21 protein-coding genes and 2 tRNA genes are annotated in these 23,701 nt (G+C 60.9%); 10 read left to right on the forward strand and 13 right to left on the reverse strand.

The genetic code is table 11. From position 1 onward, the window contains the following. Positions 1 to 40 precede the first annotated feature (40 nt). Both D3F01_RS06640 and D3F01_RS06645 read right to left on the reverse strand, forming a co-directional pair. Positions 41 to 583 carry a stage V sporulation T C-terminal domain-containing protein gene (locus D3F01_RS06640; protein WP_117477061.1) on the reverse strand — a complete coding sequence of 181 codons (543 nt, stop codon included), beginning with the start codon at positions 581 to 583 and terminating at the stop codon, positions 41 to 43. A gap of 89 nt (positions 584 to 672) precedes the next feature. Then, on the reverse strand, positions 673 to 2,148 hold the full coding sequence (locus tag D3F01_RS06645) for a diguanylate cyclase (RefSeq protein WP_242887185.1): 1,476 nt from the start codon (positions 2,146 to 2,148) through the stop codon (positions 673 to 675). Positions 2,149 to 2,371: 223 nt separating this feature from the next. Here D3F01_RS06645 and D3F01_RS06650 point away from each other — a divergent pair, with 223 nt between their 5' ends. After that, positions 2,372 to 3,655 carry an aminoacetone oxidase family FAD-binding enzyme gene (locus D3F01_RS06650; RefSeq protein ID WP_242887188.1) on the forward strand — a complete coding sequence of 428 codons (1,284 nt, stop codon included), beginning with the start codon at positions 2,372 to 2,374 and terminating at the stop codon, positions 3,653 to 3,655. A gap of 54 nt (positions 3,656 to 3,709) precedes the next feature. Here D3F01_RS06650 and D3F01_RS06655 read toward each other — a convergent pair whose 3' ends face one another. Next, a complete protein-coding gene (locus D3F01_RS06655) occupies positions 3,710 to 5,095 on the reverse strand; it encodes a sodium:alanine symporter family protein (protein WP_242887192.1) in 1,386 nt (461 codons plus the stop codon). Between the two features lie 124 nt (positions 5,096 to 5,219). Here D3F01_RS06655 and D3F01_RS06660 point away from each other — a divergent pair, with 124 nt between their 5' ends. Further along, complete coding sequence (locus D3F01_RS06660) at positions 5,220 to 6,131, forward strand: hypothetical protein (protein ID WP_207697292.1); 912 nt, start codon at positions 5,220 to 5,222, stop codon at positions 6,129 to 6,131. Here the strand turns inward: D3F01_RS06660 and D3F01_RS06665 are convergent. Beyond that, on the reverse strand, positions 6,038 to 7,477 hold the full coding sequence (locus tag D3F01_RS06665) for a PLP-dependent aminotransferase family protein (RefSeq protein ID WP_242887196.1): 1,440 nt from the start codon (positions 7,475 to 7,477) through the stop codon (positions 6,038 to 6,040). The genes D3F01_RS06660 and D3F01_RS06665 overlap by 94 nt on opposite strands. A 217-nt stretch (positions 7,478 to 7,694) precedes the next feature. Between D3F01_RS06665 and D3F01_RS06670 the strand changes: the two genes are divergently transcribed. Further along, positions 7,695 to 8,348, forward strand: a complete 654-nt coding sequence (locus tag D3F01_RS06670) for an ECF transporter S component (protein WP_117533782.1) — start codon at positions 7,695 to 7,697, stop codon at positions 8,346 to 8,348. A gap of 351 nt (positions 8,349 to 8,699) precedes the next feature. On the opposite strand, the gene D3F01_RS06675 is transcribed toward D3F01_RS06670, so the two are convergent. From D3F01_RS06675 to D3F01_RS06695, 5 genes are all read right to left on the reverse strand, one after another. Beyond that, a complete protein-coding gene (locus D3F01_RS06675; protein ID WP_097771366.1) occupies positions 8,700 to 9,176 on the reverse strand; it encodes a peptidylprolyl isomerase in 477 nt (158 codons plus the stop codon). A 162-nt stretch (positions 9,177 to 9,338) separates the two neighbouring features. After that, positions 9,339 to 10,403, reverse strand: coding sequence for a hypothetical protein (locus tag D3F01_RS06680; RefSeq protein WP_242887198.1), 1,065 nt, complete (start codon positions 10,401 to 10,403; stop codon positions 9,339 to 9,341). Beyond that, positions 10,400 to 11,194, reverse strand: a complete 795-nt coding sequence (locus D3F01_RS06685) for a TIGR03915 family putative DNA repair protein (protein WP_242887201.1) — start codon at positions 11,192 to 11,194, stop codon at positions 10,400 to 10,402. Before D3F01_RS06685 ends, D3F01_RS06680 begins: the two co-directional genes overlap by 4 nt. Beyond that, on the reverse strand, positions 11,173 to 12,531 hold the full coding sequence (locus D3F01_RS06690; protein WP_035394627.1) for a putative DNA modification/repair radical SAM protein: 1,359 nt from the start codon (positions 12,529 to 12,531) through the stop codon (positions 11,173 to 11,175). Before D3F01_RS06690 ends, D3F01_RS06685 begins: the two co-directional genes overlap by 22 nt. A gap of 78 nt (positions 12,532 to 12,609) precedes the next feature. Further along, positions 12,610 to 13,239, reverse strand: a complete 630-nt coding sequence (locus D3F01_RS06695) for an XRE family transcriptional regulator (protein ID WP_005934683.1) — start codon at positions 13,237 to 13,239, stop codon at positions 12,610 to 12,612. A gap of 230 nt (positions 13,240 to 13,469) precedes the next feature. On the opposite strand from D3F01_RS06695, the gene D3F01_RS06700 reads away from it, so the two are divergent. The 4 genes from D3F01_RS06700 (at position 13,470) to D3F01_RS06715 (ending at position 14,460) form a co-directional block, all read left to right on the forward strand. Continuing rightward, positions 13,470 to 13,557, forward strand: a tRNA-Ser gene (locus tag D3F01_RS06700). Positions 13,558 to 13,590: 33 nt separating this feature from the next. Continuing rightward, positions 13,591 to 13,684 (forward strand) — tRNA-Ser (locus tag D3F01_RS06705). Positions 13,685 to 13,830: 146 nt separating this feature from the next. Next, positions 13,831 to 14,001, forward strand: a complete 171-nt coding sequence (locus D3F01_RS06710) for a type II toxin-antitoxin system HicA family toxin (protein ID WP_154277149.1) — start codon at positions 13,831 to 13,833, stop codon at positions 13,999 to 14,001. A 30-nt stretch (positions 14,002 to 14,031) separates the two neighbouring features. After that, positions 14,032 to 14,460, forward strand: coding sequence for a type II toxin-antitoxin system HicB family antitoxin (locus D3F01_RS06715; protein WP_242887204.1), 429 nt, complete (start codon positions 14,032 to 14,034; stop codon positions 14,458 to 14,460). 58 nt (positions 14,461 to 14,518) lie between these two features. Here the strand turns inward: D3F01_RS06715 and D3F01_RS06720 are convergent, their stop codons facing one another. Further along, positions 14,519 to 15,265 (reverse strand): TraX family protein, encoded by a 747-nt coding sequence (locus D3F01_RS06720; RefSeq protein WP_242887221.1) that lies wholly within the window; start codon positions 15,263 to 15,265, stop codon positions 14,519 to 14,521. Positions 15,266 to 15,513: 248 nt separating this feature from the next. Here D3F01_RS06720 and D3F01_RS06725 point away from each other — a divergent pair, with 248 nt between their 5' ends. The 3 genes from D3F01_RS06725 to D3F01_RS06735 all read left to right on the forward strand — a co-directional run bounded on the left by D3F01_RS06725 (position 15,514) and on the right by D3F01_RS06735 (position 19,562). Next, a complete protein-coding gene (locus tag D3F01_RS06725) occupies positions 15,514 to 16,389 on the forward strand; it encodes a LysR family transcriptional regulator (protein ID WP_097771371.1) in 876 nt (291 codons plus the stop codon). A gap of 135 nt (positions 16,390 to 16,524) precedes the next feature. Next, the gene (locus D3F01_RS06730; protein ID WP_242887224.1) at positions 16,525 to 18,072 is read left to right on the forward strand and encodes a lipase; all 1,548 of its coding nucleotides are present in this window, start codon (positions 16,525 to 16,527) and stop codon (positions 18,070 to 18,072) included. A gap of 119 nt (positions 18,073 to 18,191) precedes the next feature. Further along, on the forward strand, positions 18,192 to 19,562 hold the full coding sequence (locus tag D3F01_RS06735; RefSeq protein ID WP_117506044.1) for a sodium-dependent transporter: 1,371 nt from the start codon (positions 18,192 to 18,194) through the stop codon (positions 19,560 to 19,562). Positions 19,563 to 19,623: 61 nt separating this feature from the next. Here the strand turns inward: D3F01_RS06735 and D3F01_RS06740 are convergent, their stop codons facing one another. From D3F01_RS06740 to D3F01_RS06750, 3 genes are read right to left on the reverse strand one after another with little or no spacing between them, the layout of a single operon-like run. Continuing rightward, entirely contained in the window at positions 19,624 to 20,469 is an 846-nt protein-coding gene (locus D3F01_RS06740; RefSeq protein WP_154277110.1) for a putative RNA methyltransferase, read from the reverse strand. Further along, positions 20,459 to 22,384: a DEAD/DEAH box helicase gene (locus D3F01_RS06745; protein ID WP_242887227.1), complete on the reverse strand. Its 1,926-nt coding sequence runs from the start codon at positions 22,382 to 22,384 to the stop codon at positions 20,459 to 20,461. The genes D3F01_RS06740 and D3F01_RS06745 overlap by 11 nt, the downstream gene beginning before the upstream one ends. Continuing rightward, a complete protein-coding gene (locus D3F01_RS06750) occupies positions 22,381 to 23,679 on the reverse strand; it encodes a DUF1015 domain-containing protein (protein ID WP_242887230.1) in 1,299 nt (432 codons plus the stop codon). Before D3F01_RS06750 ends, D3F01_RS06745 begins: the two co-directional genes overlap by 4 nt. Between the last annotated feature and the right edge of the window lie 22 nt (positions 23,680 to 23,701).

Consider the following 23,701-nt stretch of genomic DNA (forward strand, 5'->3'; position numbering starts at 1 on the left):
AAAAAAGAGCCGCCCTGCGGCGGCTCTCCTATATAATAGATCATTCCTCCATCTGCTTTGCCAGAAATGCCGCCGCCACGTTCACCGCCTTGAGCTGAGCGGCATCGGGCCGGGCAGTGCGGTCCTCCGTAAGCAGGCCCACACTGCCGGTAACATCCCCCGCCGCAATGATGGGCACAGCGCACAGCAGCGCCCGGGGTGAGCCCTCACAGGGCAGCAGTGCCTTTTCAGGGCTGCCATCGCTCTGGTAGGGCTTGCGGCTGTCCATCAGCTTTTCCAGCGGCTGGCTCACGCTGCGGTCTGCCAGATCCCGCCTGCCCGCACCGGATGCCGCCAGAATGCGGTCCCGGTCTGAGACAAAGGCCGTCAGGGCAAAGCACTTGCTCAGCACATCCACATACTGGGCCGTCACCCCGCTCAGCTCCCCCATGGGCGAATACTTTTTGAAGATGACCTCGCCGTCCCCTGTTGTGAAGATCTCCAGCGGGTCTCCCCTGCGGATGCGCTGGGTGCGGCGGATCTCCTTGGGGATGACCACCCGCCCCAGCTCGTCGATGCGGCGCACGATGCCGGTTGCTTTCATAAGGTTCCCTTCCTTTCCATGTTCCGGTTTTGCTTCCAGATTTCTGCGAAGTATGGTTATTCTGTGGAAACAGGAAGGGAATTATTCATTCAGCTCCTGCCGGAGCGCTGCTTATCCTCATACATCCGGTGGTCAGCCAGGATGCGGATGGCACGCACATCGTCACTGTCACTTGGGTAGACCGCACAGCCGCAGCTGGTGCCAACCTGCACCTCTGCATCCTTCAGGCGGTAAGGCTCCCGGATGGCTGCCTTGATCTTTTCCACCCGGCTCTTGCAGAACCCCTCCGTTGCGGCTCCGTTGACGATGAGGGCGAACTCATCCCCGCCGATGCGGAACACCGCATCGCTCTCCCGCACGCAGCCCCGCAGGCGGCTGGCCACCTCCTTGAGCAGCTGGTCGCCCACATCGTGGCCGTAACGGTCGTTCACAGGCTTGAAACGGTCAAGGTCGAGGTAGAACAGGACAAACGGTGTCTTGTACAGCTCGTTTTCTTTCAACAATGCGTCAAAATAGCGTTCATTATACAGTCCGGTCAGGCCGTCGGTGTTGGCCAGGTCCTCCATCTGCTGGCGGGCCTCCTCTTCCTGCTGAAGTGCGCGCTCCTTTTCCTCCACGCGCAGGCGGGCATCGGTGCGGACACCGTGCACCAGCACGATGCCTGCGCAGAGGAACAGGCCCGCCAGCAGCAGGATGGTGGCATTCTGGATCTTCCGCATTCCGCTGTCCACCACGTCACGGCCGACGATGCCCACAATGGACAGATCCTGAAAGCCCACCGGCCGGTAGACCAGATAGTAGCTCTTGCCCTCGAGACAGTAGGAAAGGCTGCCGCTGCGGACCTCTGCCACGTCCTGCCGGGCCCGGGTCAGTGCGCCCCCATCCACCTGCGTGTGTTTCTGCAGGTAATCGAACAGGTTGTCCATCCAGTCATCGATCTCGCTCTTGGGCTCCTCCGAGAGCATCACATCGCCATCGGGATGGATGATGTAGCAGTCGCTCTGCCCGCCGTAGGCATTGCCGCCGATCAATTCCTCAATGGTCTTATTCCGATAGCTCACTGCAAGGCTGGTGTAAGTAGTTCCGTCGATCTCCACCGGCGCAATGGGTGCAGCGTATACCACCCGGCGCTCCCCGCTCCGCATGATGTAGCTGGACACCGTAGGCTTGCCGGTGCGGTACATCTCTTCAAAGGCCGTCCAGAGGTGATCCACTTTTTCATGCTTGCCCCGGACACTCCAATATTCGCAGTTTTCATTGAACAGATACACGCTGCTGTACCGCCAGATCTCCCGCTCGGCTTCATAGCTGCGCAGGCATTTCTCCGTCTGGCCTTCATCATTGGCGGCCTGCAGGTCCTTGCCCCACTCGTTCAGCATGTTCCAGTTGCTCTGAGAGAAGATGGAAAAAGACTTATCCACCTGCTCATAGGTCTCCAGCAGGTTGCGGGTGCCTTCGTCATAGAACTGCTGCCGGATGTACAGGATGTACCAGCACAGACCTGTCGCCACGACCATCGCCAGCAGCACCGCAGCTGCCGTCCATCTTTCTTTTTTCTTCCACATATTCAGCTTCTCCTCAGCAGAGTCCCAACTCTCTGCCCTTTTGCGGCCGCATTTCCGCAGCCTGCGAAACCACGCAATTCCGTCGAATCTACACTACCAAATTCTGTTTTTTCTGTCAAGACTATCGCCAAAAATTATTGGGCGTAAATTTAAAGCATTCCGCTGTCCTTTTGCCGCTGTGTATGTTATAATAAAATGTATGGATTTCCGAGGGGGTGCTCTTATGCAGCAGATCGTGATATTGGGCGGCGGTGCAGCGGGCCTTGCCGCCGCATTGGCCGCTGCCCAGTCTGCCCCGGCAGGGGCAGTGCGGGTGACGGTGCTGGACCGCAACCCCAGGTGCGGCAAAAAGCTGTTGGCCACCGGCAACGGCCGCTGCAATCTGGACAACACCGGCATTGCACCGGAGCAGTATTTCACTGCCGACCCCGCCGCCCTGCGGCCCCTGCTGGCCGCGGTGGATGCCGCCGCGCCGCTGGAATGGTTCGCGGCGCTGGGCCTGTACACCCGCACCGATGAAACCGGACGGGTGTATCCCTACTCCAACCAGGCCGCAGACGTGCTGGCCCTGCTGGAAGGCCACCTTGCCCGGCTGGGCGTGGAGGTGCGCACCGGCTGCACCGTGCAGACCCTGAGCCAGAACCGCAGCGGTTATACCATCCTGTGCGAGGATGCCGAGGGCCATGACCAGACCCTGCGGGCCGATGCCGTCATCTGCGCCATGGGCGGCAATGCCGGGCCGCAGTTCGGCACCGACGGCTTCGGCACCCGATTCGCCGCCCAGTGCGGCGGAAAGCTGGAGCCGCTGTACCCCTGCCTGACCGCCCTGCAGACAGCCAGGCCCAACCGATCTCTGGCCGGCATCCGGGCCAAAGCCTCTGCCACCCTGCTGGACCTCGACCGCCACTGCACCGTGGCTGTGGAAAACGGCGAGGTGCAGTTCACGGACTACGGGCTTTCGGGCATCTGCATCATGCAGCTGTCCGGTTATCTGGCCCCGGGGCGGGGGCCAAAGCGCCCGGCTGTGGAGCTGGACCTCTTCCCCACGCTGGACGAGGCTGCCCTGACCGCCCTGTTTGCAGCCCGGGTGCCCCTGCTGCCGGGCAAGGCACCTGCGGATTTCTGGACAGGCCTGCTCAACCCCAAGCTGGGCCGCGCCCTGTGGGCAGCGGCAAAGCTGCCTGAAAAACCGGTGGACACCCTGCCGGATGCAGCCTGGCAGGTGCTGGCCAACGCGGCCAAGCACTGGCTGTTCGAGGGCCTGACCCCCTGCGGCTGGAAGCAGGCCCAGACCACCGGCGGCGGCCTGAGCCTGACCGAAGTGACCCCCAGCTTCCAGTTCAAGGGCTGCCCCGGCCTTTACTTTGTGGGTGAAACGCTGGACTGCGCCGGCAGCTGCGGCGGCTTCAACCTGCACTGGGCCTTTGGCAGCGGCATCGCCGCCGGGCGTGACGCGGTGCGGAGCCTGAAGCGGCCTGCCCCGAAGCCAAATCAGAAGAAGCGATAAAGAATGACCCTCTCCATCCCGCATCTGACAGACAGACTGCATGGACGGAGAGGGTCATTTTCGTTTCAGATACGCTTGTGTCTCCCGGACCACCACTCCCGAAAGCCCCACCACGCCCACAAGATTGGGCAGCATCATCAGGCCGTTGAAGGTATCGGAGAGCGCCCAGGCCAGATCCAGCTTCATCACTGCACCCACCAGCACCATGGCTGCAAACACTAGTTTATATCCTGCGGCGGCACGCTCCCCCAGCAGATACACCACTGCCCGGGTGCCGTAATGGCTCCACCCCAGCGTAGTGGAATAGGCAAACAGCAGGACCGACACCGCGATGAACTGCGGCCCGAACGCCCCAAACACCGTGGAAAAGGCCTGCCCCACCAGTGCGGAGCCTTCCACACCGGTCAGGGCCGCACCGGTGTCCAGATCCACAAGGCCGCTGGTGAGCACCACAAGGGCCGTGAGGGTGCAGACCACCATGGTATCTGCAAACACCTCGAACATCCCCCACATTCCCTGCTGGACGGGCTCCTCCACGTTGGCCGCGCAGTGCACCAGCACCGACGCGCCCAGTCCTGCTTCGTTGGAAAAGGCTCCCCGCTTGAATCCCCAGCTGATGGCCCGGGCCATGCCGTAACCCAGCACCCCGCCCCCGGCGGCCTGCAAGCCAAACGCCCCCCGGAAGATGGCCGCGAATGCCGCCGGGACAGCCGCCCAATGGACACAGACCACGGTCAGCGCCCCGAACAGGTAGAACAGGGCCATGAGCGGGACGATGGCCTCCGTAACTGCGGCCACCCGCTTCAGCCCGCCCAGTATGACCCGCCCGGTGAGCAGGGCCAGCACGATGCCCGTTGCCACCGGCGGCACCCGGAACACCGCCTGCAGATTGCCCGCGATGGAGTTGATTTGGCTCATGTTCCCCATGCCGAAGCTGGCCAGCACGCAAAAGCAGGCAAACAGCACCGCCAGTACCCGGCCAAAGCCGCCGCCCAGCCCCTCGGCCAGATAGTACATGGGCCCGCCGCACCATCTTCCGGCAGCATCCCGGCGGCGGTAGCAGATGCCCAGCACGTTCTCGGCATAACTGGTCATCATCCCCAGCAGGGCCATGACCCACATCCAGAACACAGCCCCCGGCCCGCCTGCCAGAATGGCCGCCGCCACGCCCACGATGTTGCCGGTGCCGATGGTCGCCGCCAGCGCCGTGCAAAGGCTCTGGAACTGGCTGATGGCTTCATCGTCCGTGTGGGCAGTCACATTCCGGTCCAGGAAGATGGCCCCGATGGTGTGGCGCATCCAGTACCCGAAATACCGCAGCTGGAAAAATCCGGTGCGCACCGTCAGCAGGCAGCCGGTGCCAAACAGCAGCGCCAGCCCCACCGGCCCCCATACCACACCGCTGACCACCGCATTCACCCGCACCAGGCTCTCCCACATACACAAACGCCCCCCGTGCTCTACTGTATGGCACAGGGGGCGTTTTCATGCTCGGGCAGCGGTTTCTGTATAAAAAAGCGCATCCCGGCCCACCCTGTTCCAAAACGGAACGGAGGAACACAGGATGCACAAAAACGGTTGGAGGCCCTTCTGGGCTGCTTTGGGGGCGGCACTTCTGGTGCTGCTGCCGCTGGTGGGCGGCACAGTCCTGCTCACCCGGCAGATGGTGCGCACCCGCATCCAGACCGCCCAGCCCCAGAGCGGGGTGCCCATCCAGCTGCCCCGGGCCGAGCACCGGATGACCCTGCTTCTCTGCACCGCCGGAGAGCAGCCGGGCTTTTTGCTGGTCTACCTGAACGCCGCCCAGAACAGTCTGAACCTGCTGGCCGTGCCGGGGGAGCTGACGGTTCCCTTCAACGGAGAGACTGCCAGTCTTGCCCACTGCTACGGAGCGGCGGGGCCCGCCCGGTGCCGTCAGGCGCTTCTGGAGGTGCTGGGCCTGCCGGAGGATATGCTTTATCTGGCGCTGTCCCCCGCCGTGCTGGAAAAGACCGCTTCCCGTTACGGGCCGGTGCGGGTGGGGTTTTCGGGGGCACTGACTGCCGATGAGCTGGCCGAAACCGGGCTTTCCGCCGCCGTGCAGAGCATTTCAGCCAAGGAGGCCCATGCTCTGCTCTCCGGCTGGGATGCGGACGGCACCCTGCCGCCTGCCCGCCGGGCCGCTGCCCGGGCGGCAGTGTGGGAAGCCTTTTTCCGGCAGGACCTCGCCCTGCTGCCCGCCACCCTGCCGGATGCCCTGCGGGCCAGCAGCACGGCCCTGCTCACCGACTTTGCAGCACAGGATTACACCCTGCTGGGCACAGTCCTGGAGTTTCTGGCCAACAACAGCGCCCTCCCCCACGCCGAGGCCCTGCCCGGGGCGTGGGATGCAAAGGCGGGCACTTACACGGTCACAGACGCTTCCCGGGCGGCGGTGCAGACCTTCCTCAGCGTTTCGCCCGCCTCGGGGAATGATGCCTCGCTCAGGGAGCCATAGCCCAGCACAAACGTACCGGAAAAATCCTGTTCCCCGCCGGTCAGGTCATAATCGCTCAGCAGGCTCAGGGCCACGCCCTGCGCCTTTGCGGCGGCGCGAAGGGCGGCATCCGGCGGGGCATTTTTCAGCCTTGCCAACAGATGCAGGCCGGTGTGCAGGCCGGTCAGGGTCAGCTCGTCCGGCGCAAAAGCAGCGCGCAGAGAGGCAGCCAAAGCATCCCGCCGGGCCTTGTAGGCCACGCGCTCCCGGGCAAGATGCCGGGTAAAGTAGCCCTCGCGGATGAAGCGGGCCAGGGTCTGCTGCTCAAACCGGCTGACGGTGCCGGAATAGATCCGGTACTTTGCCCGCCAGGCGGGCAGCAGCTGCCGGGGCAGCACCATGTAAGCGATGCGGATGCCGGGGGCCAGGCTGCGGGAGCAGGTGGAGAGGTAGACCACCGGACCGTCGGCCCCGGCCATGCCCTGCAGGCTGGGCAGGGGGCGGGTATCAAAGCGGAACTCCGAATCGTAATCGTCCTCTATGATATACCGCTGGCCCGGGCAGCGGGAGGCCCAGTGGAGCAGCTCCGTGCGGCGGCCCGCCGGCATGGTCACGCCCGTGGGGAACTGGTGGCTGGGCGTGACATAGCACACCGCCGCACCCGAGCCGGACAATGCCTCAACAGAAAGGCCGTCCGCATCCACAGGCAGGCAGCAGCACGCCACGCCGTTGTTTTCCAGCACCTGCTTCGCGCGCTGGTAGCCGGGGTTTTCCACCGCCGTTTTGCCGGGCAGGAGCGGGGCCAGCAGGCTCAGCAGATACTCCATACCGGCACCCACCACCACCTGCTCGGCGGTGCACCGCACGCCCCGGTATTCCTCCAGATAGTCCGCCAGCGCCTGCCGCAGTTCCACGTCCCCCTGCGCATCGCCATGGGTCAGCAGCTGGGGCGAGGAATAGAGCAGCTCTTTCTGCAGCCGGGCCCAGGTGCGGAACGGGAACAGCCCCGGGTCCACGCCCCGAGTGGACAGATCGAACCGGACAGGCGGCTCAGCCGCTTCCGGCTGCGGAGCGGCAGATACCGGGGGCGGCACTTCCTCGGGCCGGGTGGGCAGGGCAAGATATTCCTGTACATAAAAGCCGCTGCGCTCCCGCGGCTCCATGTAGCCCTCGGTCGCCAGGATCTGATATGCCGCGTCCACCGTGTTGACAGACACCGACAGCTCTGCCGCCAGCCGCCGCTTGCCGGGCATCCGGGTGCCCGCCGGAATGGCCCCGCTGCGCATCTCGGCGGCAAGGCTCTCATAGAGCTGCTCGTACAGCGGCACCCCGCTGGCGGCATCCAGTGCTGTTGTCAGATGAAACATAAGACCTCTCCCCTTTTTGGATGCTTTGCCAAACTGACCCCATAAAAAAACTTTATTCTGGGTATTTTCATGGTGCCAGTTTCGCGTATAATAGGAGCATACCAACCACACACCCAAATGTCAAGTAGTTTTATGGGTAAGTTGCTTTGAAACGGGCGAACGATCCTGCAAAACAGGATGGAGGGGGTTCGCCCCGAAAAATTTGGAGGGAAAAATCATGTCTACAACTGCAATGTGGCTGCTGCTGGCTGTGGTGATCGTTGTCATCCTGTTCGGCAGTGTGCTGTACAAACGCACCTTTACCACCAAGGAGCTGGCCCTGACCGGCGTTATGGCCGCGCTGAGCCTGGTGGCATACCTGTTCTTCCGTGTGCCGTTCTACGGCGGCTCTTCGTTCCATCTGGGCAACACCTTCACCGCCCTGACCGCCCTGCTGCTGGACGGCGTTTCCGGCGGCCTGGCCGGTGCGATCGGTCTGGCTCTGGCCGATATCCTGGCCGGTGACCCGGGCTATGCCGTGACCACCTTTGTGCTGAAGTTCATCATCGGCATCACCTGCGGTGCCGTGGCCCACAAGGTGTTCAAGCTGCGCGATCTTGACCGCCACAGCAAGGGCTACCTGCTCAAGGTCATCGTGGCAGGCGGCTCCGGCCTGCTGCTGAACGTCATCACCGACCCGTTCCTGGGCTATTTCCGCAACATTTACATCTTTGGCCAGGAGTACACCGTGGCACAGGCCCTGTCCAAGATTGCCGGTGGTGTCACCTTTGTCAACAGCGTAGCCTCCACCATCTGCGTGGTCATCCTGTATCTGGCCCTGCGCCCGGCTCTGGAGCGCGCCGGTCTGCTGCCCAAGGGCGAGAAAAAGTAAGCCTCTCATCTCTTTCTGACGCATAGATGGAAAGCCCCCGGCCTGTATCCTCAACATGATATGCTGCCCCTAGAGTAGACAGAGTAAAAAGAAAACTCTGCGTACTCTGGGGGTATTTTCATGTCAAGCAAGAACAATCACGATACAGCGGAGGTAAAATATCAAAAAAATGTCCCGTGTTGGACGCTGCAAGCTCACGTCCGTGCCATGAATCGAGCGGCCTAACGCCGATTTGCACAAAAAATTCGCCGTTCCCTTGTGGAAACGGCGAACAAAAATCTTATATTATTTTTTCTGTCTGCTTGACGGGGCACTTCACGGGCAGGCGATGTGGGACAGAAGTGCAGAAGATCAGCCCTCGATGAGCTCAACGGTCTTCATCTTGACGGGGGTAGTGGGCTTATCGTTCCAGTCGGTGCGGACGGAAGCGATCTTGTCCACAACATCCATACCGGCAACCACCTTGCCGAAAGCGGCATACTGGCCGTCCAGATGGGGAGCGTCCTTGTGCATGATGAAGAACTGGCTGCCGGCGCTGTTGGGGTTCATGCTGCGGGCCATACTGATCACGCCGCGGGTGTGCTTGATGGGGTTGTTCACACCGTTTGCAGCGAACTCGCCCTTGATGTTCCAGCCCGGGCCGCCGGTGCCGTTGCCCAGCGGGCAGCCGCCCTGGATCATAAAACCGGGGATGACACGGTGGAAGGTCAGGCCGTTATAGAAGCCCTCGCTGACCAGCTTCTTGAAATTCTCACAGGTGATGGGGGCGACTTCCTCATTCAGCTCAATGTCGATGATGCCGCCGTCTTCCATAGTAATGCGAACCATAACGCTACAATACTCCTTTTGTGTTGACCCCGCAGCGGGGGTGTGTGGGGCAGAAATGCCTGCCCGGATATCCCTTATAGTATACCATAGGTTTTGCGGGTTTCAACTACGCAGATGCAACCTTTTTGTAAATTTGGCAAAGTTCCGGGGCCGGGAGCCTGCTTATTCCATCTTCATCCGCTTTGTGATGAGTTGGCCATTCTGTACTGTGCCGTCCGAGATATAATACTTCCACTCGGTCGAGCCATCCGACATCAGGTACTCCACAGCAAACACCTGCCCAGCCTGGATTTTTACAGGGTAGTTGTCGGCTGGCAGAATCTCACGGGGTGTCGGCAGCTCCTTGAAGTCCTCGTATGCGTCTTCCAACCGCCAGAACTTTCGGGTCTTGTAGCCCTTTACCATCGAAATATCCTGCTCGCCGAAATAGGAGGCTGTGTAGGTCTTTCCGTTGACTTCCAGCGTGTCGATCCGTTCCGGTTCCTGCGTCAGATCTTTGGTATGGAGATGTTCCCCATAGTTCTCGCTCAACTGTTTTGCCATGCGAAAGTCCGAGTTCCGATACTCCGACTCCACAATATGTGTACTTCCATAGATACCCATGATATCGGTGCGGCGTACCGCTTCCAGCTCCTGATAGCTGCGCCGGAAGTTCTCCACCATCCGGTCCTCCCGGTATCGGACCGAAGACGCTTCATCCGTCGCCATGATCTCATAGTACCGTTTGCCCTGTTCCATGTTTTCCTGCGCACGTTTGTACTCTTCGGTATCCTTCTGCCCGTTGGCTTCCAGATAGGCCAGATACCGCGGCCCGGTGCTTTCCCAGGTATGGCCCACGTCGATGCCGTGGAACACGGTTTCCGGGTACTGCTCCTTGATCTGTTTCAGAAAATTTTTCACGACCTCGGTGCCGCCTGCTGTGCCTTCCCAGTCCTTGAACTGCAGATCCAGCAATTCATCATCGTCGGCCTGCATCCACAGGTTCAGAAATTGTGCATCCGTATACGGGTATTCCACAAACAGATCCCGCATTCCTTTTTCGTAATACTCGCCCCAGATGGAAAGTTCCTTGTCGAGAATGCTCTGCTTGCTGTGTTCTTCTCCATAGAGATAGATTTCGCCCTTCGGCCCGTTTTTTACATGGTTCCAGAGCAGCCCTATCAGCAGGGCCGCAATCAGCACGATGGCAGCATATTTCCAGCGTCCGGTCTTTTTTTCTGTTTTCATTCCAATTCCTCTTTCATCTCGGTCATATCGGCCCAGAAGCGTTTGGGGCAGTGGGTCATACGGCCTTTTTCGTTGTGGCGGGCCCTGATCTCCAGCGTTTTGTAAAACTGCTTCCACAGCTCCTGAAACTGCTGCTCCTTTTCATCAGGTGGGGGCAGGGCGAGGGGTTCGGCCAGCTCCATGAGCTGAGCCCTGTGGTTCTGGTACAGCAGCACCGCCTGATGGACGGCATCGTAGATCATAAAATTTTCCTCCGGGAAGCGGGCACAGAAATGGGGGCGCAGGAGGGGCAGAATATAGTTTTTGGGGTGGATGACTGCACCCAGCATCCCCTCGTGCTCCTGAAAGCGGACAAAGCCCTGAAACTTGTCCACTTCCCAGTCCAGGCTCTGCTTCATCTGGTAGAGCGGAGCCACCTCCGGGTGGCCCCGCCGCTTGACGGTGCCTGGCCCCAGCGCAAAGGCCAGATGCAGAAATCGGATGAGCCGCAGCTCCTTATCCTCCCAGCCCGAGAGAAAATCCCGGGTGACGAGGGATTCCGTCTCTTCGCCCAGCCTGGCGCGGAAGCTGGCAAAGACCCGCCGGGCCTTTGCGTGGTCAGTGGGGATCTCCTTCACAGGGTAGAGGGTAGCCGTCTCCCGCTCCGGGGTCCAGACCGCGAAGGGCAGCTCATGCTGGGCAAAGCTCTCAAACACACAGCAGAGAAAGCCCTCGAAGCTGCCATCATAGAGGTAGACCACGTCGGCATCGTGGAGCTTCCGGGCGGGGCTTACAGGGCTCTGGCCAGACATTGCACTGCCTCCTCCCGCACCATTTTCTGGGCTGTGCGGGGCGGCACGCCCTGCTCCACCAGCCGATCCACGGCGGGCGGGCTGAACATGCTCAGCTGCTCCACCCCGCCGCTGAATACGTTGGGGTCGATGAGCGCCCGGGTGATGCGCTCCCGCCCGGCGCTGCCGCGGCCCGGGTGCGCCCCCGCAAAGCCCCGGCAGGTGATGAAATACTGCGCCCGCTTGAGCACCACGCCCATCCGCTTGAGCTCGTCCAGCCCCAGCGCGGCCTGTTTGCGGGCGTGCCAGATGCGCCGGGCGCTCTTGGGGCCGATCCCCGGCACCCGCAGCAACATCTCAAAGGGGGCGCGGTTCACGTCCACCGGGAACAGCCCGTAATGCTGCACCGCCCAGTTGCATTTGGGGTCCAGATAGGGGTTGAAGTTGGGGTTGTCCCTGTCCAGAAGCTCCTCTGCCTTGAACTCGTAAAAGCGGAGCAGCCAGTCTGCCTGATAGAGCCGATGCTCCCGCAGCAGCGGCGGCTTGGTATCCAGCGCGGGCAGGCGGGTGTCCTCGGTCACAGGGATGTAGGCGGAGTAAAACACCCGTTTCAGGTGATACTTATTGTATAATCCTTCCGTTAATTGCAGGATATGATAATCCGTTTCCGGGGAAGCCCCCACGATCATCTGGGTGCTCTGGCCCGCCGGGGCAAATCTGGGGGCCTTGCGGTAGAGCGCCACCTCCTCCCGGTTGGCGGCCCCCTCCACCGCGATCTGCTTCATGGGGCGGAAAATGGAGTGCCGCCCTTTGTCCGGAGCCAGCAGGTTCAGGCTGCGCTCACTGGGCAGCTCGATGTTCACGCTCAGGCGGTCGGCCAGAAAGCCCAGCTGTTCCAGCAGCTCCGGGCTGGTGCCGGGAATGGCCTTGGCGTGGATGTAGCCGCCGAAACGGTACTCCCCCCGCAGCAGGCGCAGAACCGCCAGCATCCGCTCGGTGGTATAATCCGGGCTCACCAGCACGGCACTGGAAAGGAACAGACCCTCGATGTAGTTGCGGCGGTAGAATTCAATGGTCAGCTCGGCCAGCTCCCGGGGGGTGAAGGTGGCCCGGGGCACATCGTTGGACTTGCGGTTGACGCAGTAGCTGCAATCGAAGGAGCAGCAGTTGGTCATCAGCACCTTCAGCAGGCTGACACAGCGGCCATCGGCAGTAAAGGCGTGGCAGCAGCCCGGGGCGTAACAGCTGCCGACCCCGCCCGCTCCTGCTGCCCGGGAAGCGCCGCTGGAGGTACAGGCCACATCATATTTTGCGCTGTCCGCCAGGATCGTCAGCTTATCCATCAGGCTCTGTTCCATGGGACACCTCCGAAAAATGGGTATAAAAAGAAAGCCATACTGGATGGCTTTTCTTTTTCAGGCGCTGGTGTGGCGTTTTTACCACTTCGCCTTGGTCTCCACCACACGGCCTGCAATGTGCAGATGGTTGAGCTCCTCGCCCTTGATGACCATTTCCTTATAGGCCGGGTTGAAGGGCTGCAGCACCACGCAGTTGCCGCGCTGGAGGTAGCGCTTGAGGGTACCCTCGCCCTCGTCGCCGTAGATCAGCACGCCCAGGTCGCCGTTTTCCAGCGTGTCCTGACGGTGCACCAGGGCAAGGTCACCATCGTGGATGCGGGGCTCCATGCTGTCGCCGCGCACAACGAGATAGAAGTAGCTGGAAGGGTCCTTGACCCGGGCATACTCCTTGCCGTAGTCTTCCTCATAGGCCAGCGCGCCGTAGCCTGCCTTGACCGTGCCGATGACAGGGATCAGGCTGTACACATAGCTGCCGAAGAAGCGCTCTTCGGTCTGGCCCTCCGCGGTGGGGTCGAACAGACCCAACAGATAGTCCGCGGTCGTGTCCAGGATCTCCGCCAGCTTTGCCACGGTGGTGGGGTCCGGGGAGCTCTTTCCGCTCTCCCATTTTCCCACGGCCTGCTGAGTCACGCCCAACAGGGAAGCAAGCTCCGCCTGGCTCATGTGCTTTTGCTTTCGGCATTGCCGTAACAGCTCCGGAAACGACATTGTTCAACACTCCTCTGCTTGTACCGGGTCCGGTAAGGTTTTATCTGTATTTATTATACAACAAAAAGATGTTTCAGTAAAGAGGGAATCCCGCTTTTTCTCGAAGAAAAGTTGTCGTTCCGCACAAAAATGCGCACAATGAGCGGAAATTTTGATTTTAGGCTTGACAGCGCCGCTGAAATCTGGTAAATTAAATAGGCATTCGGTACGGCGTGTGCGGGTGCCCACGAGGAGAGATGTCCGAGTGGTTTAAGGAAGCAGTCTTGAAAACTGCCGTACGGCAACGTACCGTGGGTTCGAATCCCACTCTCTCCGCCATTTTTATTGAATAAGTGCAATACACTTTGCTCTGGAGTAGTACTCAAGAGGCCGAAGAGGCGCCCCTGCTAAGGGCGTAGGTCGTCTAAACAACGGCGCGAGGGTTCAAATCCCTCCTACTCCGCCAAGAAAAAGCTCGATGATTCTTTGAAATCACCGGGCTTTTTCCATTTTGTTCTCATCTTATCTTTCAATACGTATTTACACAATACGTATAATATGGTATACTTCTCTTGAGAGGATGTGAAGCTTGTGCCGCCAAAACCGCGTGAAATGGAAAAGCTGATCCTTGCCGATGGCTGGGTCTTCAAGGAACAGGTCGGTTCCCACCGTCAGTATGTCCATCCCACAAAACCCGGCAAGGTCACAATTCCTTTTCACAAGGGAAAAGAACTTGACCGCCGCACAGAGCTTTCCATCCGAAAGCAGGCAGGGCTCAAATAATGCCATATCATCATACAGGAGGGATGAAGGATGTTATCCATGTATCCGGCTTGTTTTTATAAAGAGGCAGAAGGTTATTCTGTCATTTTTCCTGATTTGAACAACCTTGCAACACAGGGGGATACCTTTGAGGAAGCCATGGAGATGGCAGTAGACTGCCTTGCAGGCTATCTCTACACCTGCAAGCGGGATGGCGAAACGATTCCCACACCGTCTCGTCCGGGTTCCATCGACCCAATCGCTGTGTCTCGGGCACTTGCTCCTGACGAGCCTGTTCCTGAAGCATTTGTCAATGTTGTTTCTGTTGACGTGGCAGAATATGCAAAACAGCACTTCGAGAAATCTGTCAAAAAGACGCTTTCCATCCCTGCCTGGCTGAACGATGCCGCTATGGCACAGGGGATCAATTTCTCCCGCGTCCTTCAGCAGGCACTGAAAGAGCAGCTGCACATGGCTTGAACAGATTTTTACACAAAACGCGCTTTCCGGGGCCTTCCGAAAAGCGCGTTTTGCTTTTTTACAGCAAAAGATTCGTCACCGCAGCCAGCACGCTCAGGTGCACGGGATAGAACCAGTAAAAGGCCTTCTTTTGCAGCGGACTGCACGCGCCCCGCTGGCCGTTGTAGAACCAGACCAGCACAAAGGCCAGCGGGGCGGTGAGCTCCCAGGCAAACAGCACGGCTCCCACGATGCACTGCCGCTTGCGATCGCCACGGGTCAGATACAGCGCGTAGATGATGATCACGCCGATGCCGTTGTAGTCCGTACAGGCCAGAAGCGCCGCAAGCGTGCAGCCTGCCGCACACAAGAGTCCTTTCCAGCTGGCAGAGCCGTCCGGCTTTTCAAAATGCTTCAGACCTGCCATGGCCAGCACGCCCAGCGCCAGCGTCCAGTAAACGTTCTGCGCACTGAAGTCAAAGGGGGTGCGGAAGAACGCAAGGTCAAAAGGTACTTCGCTCAGAAGGCCGAACAGCACCAGCCGCCCAAGGTAGCCTTTGACGTTGTGGGTGTGCACAAAGCCCTCCACCAGCAGGAAGCAGAAGATGGGAAAGGCCAGCCGCCCGGTGAAGCGCAGCACCATGTCCAGCCGGTACAGCGGATAGGCGAAAAGGGTGTCCCGCGAGAGGGTGCCGCTGTCCAGCCCGGGCGTAAGGATACCTGCCTCGATGCAGGACGCGCCGATGTGGTCGATGAGCATGGTGATGCAGGCAATGGTTTTAAGGGCGGTGCCGCTGAAGCTGCAGCGCGGGGAAAGTGCGGTCATAAAAAACACCTCGGTCAGTTTGTAAAAAATCGTTATAAGAACTATAACGGCGGAAAGGTGGCATTTCCTGCGTCTGCTGCGGCAAAATCTGCACAGAGCGTGCACAAATCAGCCCAAAATGCTTGACAGGACGGACGCGGGATAGTAAAATCAAGAAGATAATTGAACTATCTCAAACCAAAGATGAAAAAGATTCACAGAGGATCGAGCGTCTCCGAACCAGATCAGACCGGAAGGAGGCATTGGGAATGACGCTGTTTTCTTATGAGATTTTCGACGCAGTTGCACGGCAGGGCAGCTTTAACAAGGCGGCTCAGCAGCTGCATCTGACTCCCTCGGCCATCAGCCACGCCATCGCCGTGATGGAGGCCGAGCTTGGCTTTACCTTATTCAATCGCGGCAAAAACGGCGTTACCATGACCAGCTACGGCGCTTCGCTGTACCCCTCCATCCGTGCGGTGCTGAACAGCGACGAGGCCCTGCAGCAGAGCATTGCCCGCCTGAACGGCCTGGAAAAGGGCAAGGTCAAGCTGGGTGCCTTCAACTCGATCTGCTCCGGGCTGCTGCCCAGCATCCTCAAGGGCTTTATGGACCACTACCCACAGATCGAAGTCGAGGTCTATCAGGGCACCTACGACGATGTCAAGGAGTGGCTGCGCACCGGTCAGGTGGACATCGCCTTCCTCTCCAACAACTGCCGGGAGGAGTTTGTTCTGACCGAGCTATTCCACGAGCCGCTGCTCTGCATCACCCCCATGGACTGGCCCGAGCCGCCCAACGGCGTGATGACCCCCGCCCTGATGAACGGGCAGAACTTTGTGGTGCAGTGGGATGCCACCGACGCGGAGATGCGTCAGTTCCTCAAGAAGTATTCCATCTCAACGGAGCGCCGCTGCCATGTCATCGATGACCAGTCGAACATTGCCATGGTCGAGGCAGGCCTGGGTATTTCCATCATGCCCCGGATGCTGCTGCGCAACTGCACGGCAGCGGTCAAGATCTACCCCATCGAGCCCGAAGAGGACCGCGTGGTGGGTCTGGCCGTCCAGCGTCCCACCGCCATGGCTCCCGCCGTGGAGCAGATGTTCCACCACATCGTGGAGTGCTGCAAGGATCTGGACTGAACAACAGTGTAACATAACGGGCCGGTGTGCGCAACACCGGCCCGTTTTTTGCCGCCCGGAAAACTTTGGATTGTATCCCCGCCCGGGATACGGTATACTAAGAAAAAATCCATTCTGGTTTTGAGGGGAAAAATTATGGATCGAAGAAGTTTTTGCAAGGTGCTGGGGTTTGCGGCCGGCAGCACTCTGCTGCCCGGGCTGATGGTCCGGGCCGCCGGGCAGAGCTCCGTGGGACGCGCAGTACCGGATGGCCGCTACGCCATTGGCATCCGCAGTGACCTGAGCGGCTGCGACCTGACCCACACGTTCTATTACTCCGACAGCTTTTTCACCCACCCGGCCACCCAATATGACCACCAGCTGGCACTGGCAACGCTGGGTCTGGTCTGCGCTGCGGCCAACACCATAGCCAGCGATGCGGAATACTGGGTCAACGGCTCCGTGGGGCGGGAAGCCCACATTGCTGCCGCCTACGAGGCCCTGGGCTTCGGGGACGCGCTGTTCTACAATTACGATCTCGACACCGGCCGGGCCGGGGACTTTGTGGGCTATTCGCTGGCCCGCAAGACCCTGACCCTGAACGGCCAGCGCACCACCCTTGTGGCGCTTATCCTGCGGGGCGGCGGCTACGGCGGCGAGTGGGCCAGCAACTTCCACATGGGCGATACCAGCGCGCACACCGGCTTTGTCACGCCCGTGGCGGCGGTGTTTGCGTCCCTCAAGGCCTATCTGGCCCGGGCCGGGCAGAGCGGTGCCTTCAAGCTCTGGCTGGGCGGCTACAGCCGCGGCTCCATCATTGCAAATCTGCTGGCGGCAAAGATCGCCCGGGAGCTCCCCCAGCTGGGGCGGGAGAACATCTATGCCTACGGCTTTGCGGTGCCTGCAGCCCTGACTGCCGCCGACCGGCCTGACCTGCAGCAGGATTTCGATGCCAACCACGCCCCGGACGGCACCCTGCTGGAAAGCTGGCCCGAGAGCAACATCTTCAGCATCATTTCCAGCGGCGATGCAGTGGCCCGGGTGCTGCCCGCTGCCTGGGGCTACCACCGCAACGGCTGTGACCGCTTTCTGCCCGCCACCCGGAATGCCGAAGAACTGGCCGACCTGGACGCGCTGGGGGCGGAATTCGGCCCCACGCCGCTGGTGGTCAGCAGCCTTGCCACCGCCGAGGACACCAGTGCCCTCATCGACATCGTGGCCAAGTTCTGCGTTTCCCGGGAAAATTTCCACCAGAAGTACGAAACCGCCATCATGGACATGATCCAGTGTGCCTTTATCCGCTCCGAAAAAGAGGTGGTCGAGGGCTACATCCTCAGCGACGGTGAGATCGTGGAGCGGCTGCAGACCCTTTCCCACATGAAAGAGATCGATTATTGGCAGATCGTGGGCAGCGTCTGGGCTGCCTCCACCATGAGCCGGCCCATCCTTGAGCGGTACGGCCAGAACGTGCCCCTGCTGGCCCGGCAGATCCTGATCCCGGTGCTGGCGGTCGGCCTGTGCTACGGCATCGAGACCGATGTGGTGCAGATGGTGGCCCAGTACATCATCCGCCTGCTCACCGCCCGGGGCGAGCTGGACAGTGTTCTGCGCGCGGCGTTCTGCCACCACCCGGAAAACTACATCTCCCTGATGGAATACTACACCCCCGAGGAGCACGGTCTGGAGCCCTTTACCAGAAGATGATGCACTTTTCTTCACCTTCCGCCTGAAATCTCTCCACCGGTGAAACGCCTGCGATTCGTTGAAATCCCGTTTCTTCTATGTTACACTTGAGTTTATCAATTGGAAAAGAGGAAAAAAACATGGAAACTCACCACAAGCGCAGCGCGTTTTCCGGCAAACTCGGATTCGTGCTGTCCGCCGCCGGTGCGTCGGTCGGGTTGGGCAATATCTGGCGCTTCCCGTATCTGGCCGCAAAATACGGCGGCGGCATTTTTCTGCTCATCTACATCCTGCTGGCTGTCACCTTTGGCTACACCATGATCATTGCCGAAACGGCGCTGGGCCGGATGACCCGCAAAAGCCCGGTGGGCGCTTACAGCCATTTTGGCAAAGGGAAGGGGCTGGCGTTCGGCGGCTGGATCAACGCCGTCATCCCCATCCTGATCGTCCCCTATTATTCGGTCATCGGCGGCTGGGTCATCCACTATCTGGCCCAGTATCTTACCGGCCATGGCAGCGCGCTGGCATCGGACGGGTATTTCTCCGGCTTCATCTCCAACGGTTTGCTGGCCGAGATCTCGTTCCTGCTGTTCGCCTTTATCACGCTGGGCATCATCTTTGCGGGCGTGCGCAACGGCGTGGAGCGCGTTTCCAAGGTGATGATGCCGGTGCTGGTGGTGCTCTCGGTGGTCATTGCCGTCTACTCGGTCACACGGCCCGGCGCACTGGCAGGCGTAAAGTATTTTCTGGTGCCCAACCCGGCCAACTTCTCGTGGATGACCGTGGTTTCCGCCATGGGGCAGATGTTCTACTCCCTCTCCATTGCCATGGGCATCCTGGTGACCTTTGGCTCCTACATGAAAAAGAACGTGTCCATTGAGCAGTCCACGGAAAACGTGGAGATCTTCGACACCGCCATTGCCATCATGGCGGGCCTGATGATCATTCCCGCCGTGTTCGCTTTTTCGGGCGGCGACCCTGACACCCTGCAGGCGGGCCCGGCCCTGATGTTCATTACCATCCCCAAGGTCTTTGCCAGCATGGGCATGGGCACTGCCGTAGGCGTGCTCTTCTTTGTGCTGGTGCTGTTCGCGGCCCTCACCAGCTCCATTGCCCTGACCGAGAGTGCTGTTTCTACCTTTGAGGACGAGTTGGGCTGGGACCGCACCCGCTCCACCATCCTCATCGGCTGCATTATGATCACACTGGGCAGCCTTTCCGCGCTGGGCTACGGCCCCCTTGCCAGCGTGACCGTGTTCGGGATGCAGTTCCTCGATTTCTTCGACTTCCTGACCAACTCGGTGATGATGCCCATTGCGGCCATTGCCACCTGCCTGCTGGTCTCCCGGATCGTCGGTGTGGAAAAGATCGAGGAAGAGGTCACACGGGAAGGTCAGCCCTTCCGCCGCAAACCGGTGTTCAACTTTATGCTCCGGTATCTCTGCCCCATCTTCGCGGCTATCATCCTGGCCAGCTCGGTCGCCAACGCACTGGGCTGGATCGCGATGTGACCCTGTTTTCTGCACGCAAAAAGCCCCCGGCCTGTATCCTCACAGGCCGGGGGCTTTTCGATCACTCTTTTTCAAACACAAGGAAGCGGAACGCGATATCCGTGGTCAGCTCGGGCAGGGCGGCCAGGCGGGCCGCGCCATCCCGCGGCGTTTTCCAGTAATAGGGGGTCATGGCGAACAGCGCCTCCAGCTGCCCGGCAGGCACCGTGATGCTGCCCGAGACTTCCCGCTCCCCGATGGGACGGAAGCCCTCATAGGCCACCTCCTGCACCGGATTTTTATAGGGCGTGTCGTAGAGGACAGCCTTCATCTGGTAGAGGTGCTCTGCACCGGGCACAACATAGATCATCCGTCCGCCCGGGCGCAGCACACGCCGGAACTCTTCCTGTGCAAAGGGCGAGAAGCAGTTGAGCAGCAGGTCGGCCCATCCGGTGCGGACAGGCTGGGCAAAACTGGATGCCACCGCGTATTTTGCGGCAGGCAGTGCCTTTGCGGCCAGACGCACCGCAGGCTTTGCGATATCAAAACCCGCCAGCTGCACCGGCCGGCCCGCCTGCGCAAAGGCCTGTGCAATGCAGCGGTCGTACCAGCCCTCGCCGCAGCCCGCATCCAGCAGGTGGAGCGGTGCATCTGCCCCGGCGGAAGCGCCGTATGCAAGGCACAGTTCCCCCAGTGCCCTGCCGAAGATGCCGTAATACCCGGCGTTCAGGAAGGCACGGCGGGCGGCGACCATCTCTTTGCTGTCGCCCGGGGCCTTGGTGCGCATGCTCTGCACCGGCAGCAAGTGCCAGTACCCCTCTTTCGCCCGGTCAAAGCTGTGGTTCCTGCCGCATTTCAGGGCAGTGTCCCCGGTCAGGGGTTCGCCGCAGAGCGGGCACTGCCAGGGGGCAAACGGCTCAGGTTTCATCGGTGTGATCCTCAATGGGTGCGGTGGCACCGCCGTGGGCGGTCATATACTCTTCAAAGTTGGTGAACTTCTGCTGGGGCGGGCGGCGGCTGATCAGCATCAGGCCCGGGTCCTCGTCCCGTGCAGGGGCGGCGTTCCGGACGCGGCTGCGGGGTGCCTCGCTCTTGGCGGGGCGGACCGGGCGGCTGCTCTGCACTGCATTGCGGTTATTGCGGCTGCCCTGCTGGCTCTGGCTGTTCTGGGCCGGGCGGGCATTGCGGCTGTTCCGTTCTGCCCGCTGCTCGGTGCGCGGATCATTGCGGTCGGTGTGCTGCTCGGCACGGGCAGGCTGACCGCCGCGCTGACGCTGGCCATTCTGGGCCGGAGCAGTCTGCTTTGCGGCAGGCTGCGCAGCCGGAGCCTTTTTGACCGGGCGCAGGGGGGTAGCCTCCGGGGCGCTCACAAAGTGGGGGTCGAATTTGGGCTGGGCGTTGCTGCCGCGGTTGGCCGGCTGCGGGGCATTGCCCTCGCGGCGGGTGCGGCTGTTATTGGAGCGGCGGTTCTCACTGCGGCCGCCGGAAGTGCGCTTCTGGTTTTCCTCCATGGATGTTCCTTCTTTCGGTTCGGTATTCTTGGGGCTGAGCTGTTTTGCAGCCGCTTTTTCCTTCTTGGGGGCAGCGGGCTTTTCGGCCTTGGCTGCCTTTTCTGCTTTGGCGGGCTTCTCTGCCTTCACGGGCTGCTCTGCTTCCGCCTTGGGCTTTTTGCCCCGCACCGGGGGCGCAGCCTTGACAGGGGCAGGCGCGCCGTCCCAGGGATGGCCGGAGACGACCGGGATCTGGCGGCGGTTCAGCTTTTCGATCCCGGCCAGATATTCCTTTTCCTCCGGGGCGCAGAAGCTGACGGCAGTGCCGTCGGCACCGGCACGGGCCGTGCGGCCAATGCGGTGGACGTAGGTCTCGGGCACCTCGGGCAGGTCGTAGTTGAACACATGGGACAGCTCGCTGATGTCAATGCCGCGGGCGGCGATATCGGTCGCCACCAGCACCCGGGTCTTGCCCGCCTTGAAGTCCTCCAGCGCCGTCACGCGGGCGGTCTGGCTCTTGTTGCCGTGGATAGCGGCAGCGGGGATGCCCTGCTTGTTCAGGTCTTTTGCGATCTTATCGGCCCCGTGCTTGGTGCGGCTGAACACCAGCGCGTTCACCACCTCAGGCTTCAGGTTTTTGATGAGCCAGGGCAGCAAAAACTTCTTGTTGCCCTTCTCCACAAAATACAGGCTCTGCTGGATGCGGTCCACCGTGCTGGACACCGGGTCCACCTTGACAAAGGCCGGGTCATGCAGGATGCCTGCAGCCAGCTGCTCGATCTCCTTGGGCATGGTGGCGCTGAACATCAGGTTCTGGCGCTGCCTGGGCAGCTTGGCGATCACCTTTTTCACGTCGTGGACAAAGCCCATATCCAGCATCCGGTCGGCTTCGTCCAGAACAAAGATCTCAATGTTGGAGAGGTCCAGCAGCCCCTGCCCCACCAGGTCGTTCAAACGGCCCGGGCAGGCAATGAGGATGTCCACGCCCTTTTTCAGGGCCGCGACCTGCGGAGCCTGACCCACACCGCCAAAGATGACGGTGCTGCGCAGGGTCAGATACTTGCCGTAGGCTTCAAAGCTCTCGCCGATCTGCAAAGCCAGCTCCCGGGTAGGAGTCAGGATCAGGGCGCGGATGGCACCCTTTTTGCGGGGCGCGCTGGCAGTCAGGCGGTCGAGCATGGGCAGCGCAAAGGCAGCCGTCTTGCCGGTACCCGTCTGGGCGCAGCCCATCAAGTCCCTCCCGGCCAGCACCGGCGGAATGGCCGCCGCCTGAATGGGCGAGGGGGATTCATAGCCCGCCTGTGCCACAGCACGCAGCACAGGCGCGGAAAGATTCAGTTCGTTAAATGTCATTCTTCACCTAAAATGTTTCTGCATTCCATATAATAGCGCTTTTCCTCTGCGTGCCCCATGCTGAAGGTCTTGCGGGGCAGCACACCGCCCATAACGATGCCCTTGAACAGGTCGCTCTTCTCAAAGGGCGGCATCAGGAAAGCCACACCTCCCTGCCTGCACAGGGCGCGGACAGCGGGCTCATCGTGGACATAATCCACCCGGGCCTCGATGTGGCGGGCCATGAAATACTCAATGAATGCGTCAATGGTGCCCACAGTCAGCGGGGCAACGGGATGTTCAAAGCTGAGCACATTGGCCACATGGGGGCCTGCCAGCGTAAAGGACTGCTGTTTTGCATCGCCGAAGCAGATGCCTGCCGCGTGGGAATCGCTCCACGCGATGAGGGCCAGCAGCACGGCACCGCAGTCCACATTGAAAAGGACACGGTGGATGGGCTCGATCTCAATGGCCGGAGAGTGGACATTGCAGACCTCAGCCAGGCACCAGCGGGCCGGGTGGGTCAGCTGCTGCTCCGGGGTCAGGGTCTTTTTCAGCTCCTCCCAGCAGGCCTTGGCGGAAGCCAGCGAATGGTTGCCGTCGCCCACGGCCAGCGTCAGGGGTGCGCCGCCCTTTGCCTGGGGGTACCGGGCATCAAAGGCTTCCTGGCTGCCCAGAGCGTTCAGGGCGCTGTCGATCTGGGCCAGCAGGGCGGGATCTTCCACTGCCCAGCCGGCAATGTGGCCGCCGTTCAGCATCAGGTCGCCCTCGTAGACCTTGCGCAGCTGCTCCTTCTTCTCGCCGATGGGCTCGATGAGGGTGCAGCCGGGGTCATCGGCCAGCATCATAATATGAGGCGTTTCCAGCCTTGCCCCCCGGCGCACCGCCATGCGGGGCGGGATGCGGCTTTCCACTGTGTGCTCACTGGGACGGATGGCAGGCACCGCGCCCTCGGCATAGCTGTATGCCTCCAGGTCGATCCTGCCCACAAGGCCCTGCCGCACCCGGCCGCTCTGCTCAGTGCGCTCCACATAAATGAAGCCGTCCACCGCGCGGGTCAGCACGTTCCGGGTATAATCGTCCATGGCCGCATGGATGGCACTGATCCTTGCATCCACGTCATCCTCTTCCAGATAGACCTCCGGCAGGATCAGGTCCAGTGTGCTGGGGCCGCCTGCGGCGGCCTGCGCAGCCTTTTCCCAATAGGAGCGGTCACTGGTGAACTGATCGCAGGCCACACAGCCCCACTGCCCCACCGGGATCTGTTCCGACGGCAGCAGGATGTGCGCCGGGGAAAAACAGGGTATTTTGTTCATAATACTTTCCTCCCTCTCACAA

This window comes from Faecalibacterium sp. BCRC 81149, assembly GCF_022750605.1.
Classification (GTDB): domain Bacteria; phylum Bacillota; class Clostridia; order Oscillospirales; family Ruminococcaceae; genus Faecalibacterium; species Faecalibacterium duncaniae.

Coding starts and splice junctions, on each gene's coding strand:
- D3F01_RS06640 (WP_117477061.1), bottom strand. CDS start 583: ATGAAAGCAACCGGCATCGTGCGCCGCATCGACGAGCTGGGGCGGGTG.
- D3F01_RS06645 (WP_242887185.1), bottom strand. CDS start 2,148: ATGTGGAAGAAAAAAGAAAGATGGACGGCAGCTGCGGTGCTGCTGGCG.
- D3F01_RS06650 (WP_242887188.1), top strand. CDS start 2,372: ATGCAGCAGATCGTGATATTGGGCGGCGGTGCAGCGGGCCTTGCCGCC.
- D3F01_RS06655 (WP_242887192.1), bottom strand. CDS start 5,095: ATGTGGGAGAGCCTGGTGCGGGTGAATGCGGTGGTCAGCGGTGTGGTA.
- D3F01_RS06660 (WP_207697292.1), top strand. CDS start 5,220: ATGCACAAAAACGGTTGGAGGCCCTTCTGGGCTGCTTTGGGGGCGGCA.
- D3F01_RS06665 (WP_242887196.1), bottom strand. CDS start 7,477: ATGTTTCATCTGACAACAGCACTGGATGCCGCCAGCGGGGTGCCGCTG.
- D3F01_RS06670 (WP_117533782.1), top strand. CDS start 7,695: ATGTCTACAACTGCAATGTGGCTGCTGCTGGCTGTGGTGATCGTTGTC.
- D3F01_RS06675 (WP_097771366.1), bottom strand. CDS start 9,176: ATGGTTCGCATTACTATGGAAGACGGCGGCATCATCGACATTGAGCTG.
- D3F01_RS06680 (WP_242887198.1), bottom strand. CDS start 10,403: ATGAAAACAGAAAAAAAGACCGGACGCTGGAAATATGCTGCCATCGTG.
- D3F01_RS06685 (WP_242887201.1), bottom strand. CDS start 11,194: ATGTCTGGCCAGAGCCCTGTAAGCCCCGCCCGGAAGCTCCACGATGCC.
- D3F01_RS06690 (WP_035394627.1), bottom strand. CDS start 12,531: ATGGAACAGAGCCTGATGGATAAGCTGACGATCCTGGCGGACAGCGCA.
- D3F01_RS06695 (WP_005934683.1), bottom strand. CDS start 13,239: ATGTCGTTTCCGGAGCTGTTACGGCAATGCCGAAAGCAAAAGCACATG.
- D3F01_RS06710 (WP_154277149.1), top strand. CDS start 13,831: ATGGAAAAGCTGATCCTTGCCGATGGCTGGGTCTTCAAGGAACAGGTC.
- D3F01_RS06715 (WP_242887204.1), top strand. CDS start 14,032: ATGTTATCCATGTATCCGGCTTGTTTTTATAAAGAGGCAGAAGGTTAT.
- D3F01_RS06720 (WP_242887221.1), bottom strand. CDS start 15,265: ATGACCGCACTTTCCCCGCGCTGCAGCTTCAGCGGCACCGCCCTTAAA.
- D3F01_RS06725 (WP_097771371.1), top strand. CDS start 15,514: ATGACGCTGTTTTCTTATGAGATTTTCGACGCAGTTGCACGGCAGGGC.
- D3F01_RS06730 (WP_242887224.1), top strand. CDS start 16,525: ATGGATCGAAGAAGTTTTTGCAAGGTGCTGGGGTTTGCGGCCGGCAGC.
- D3F01_RS06735 (WP_117506044.1), top strand. CDS start 18,192: ATGGAAACTCACCACAAGCGCAGCGCGTTTTCCGGCAAACTCGGATTC.
- D3F01_RS06740 (WP_154277110.1), bottom strand. CDS start 20,469: ATGAAACCTGAGCCGTTTGCCCCCTGGCAGTGCCCGCTCTGCGGCGAA.
- D3F01_RS06745 (WP_242887227.1), bottom strand. CDS start 22,384: ATGACATTTAACGAACTGAATCTTTCCGCGCCTGTGCTGCGTGCTGTG.
- D3F01_RS06750 (WP_242887230.1), bottom strand. CDS start 23,679: ATGAACAAAATACCCTGTTTTTCCCCGGCGCACATCCTGCTGCCGTCG.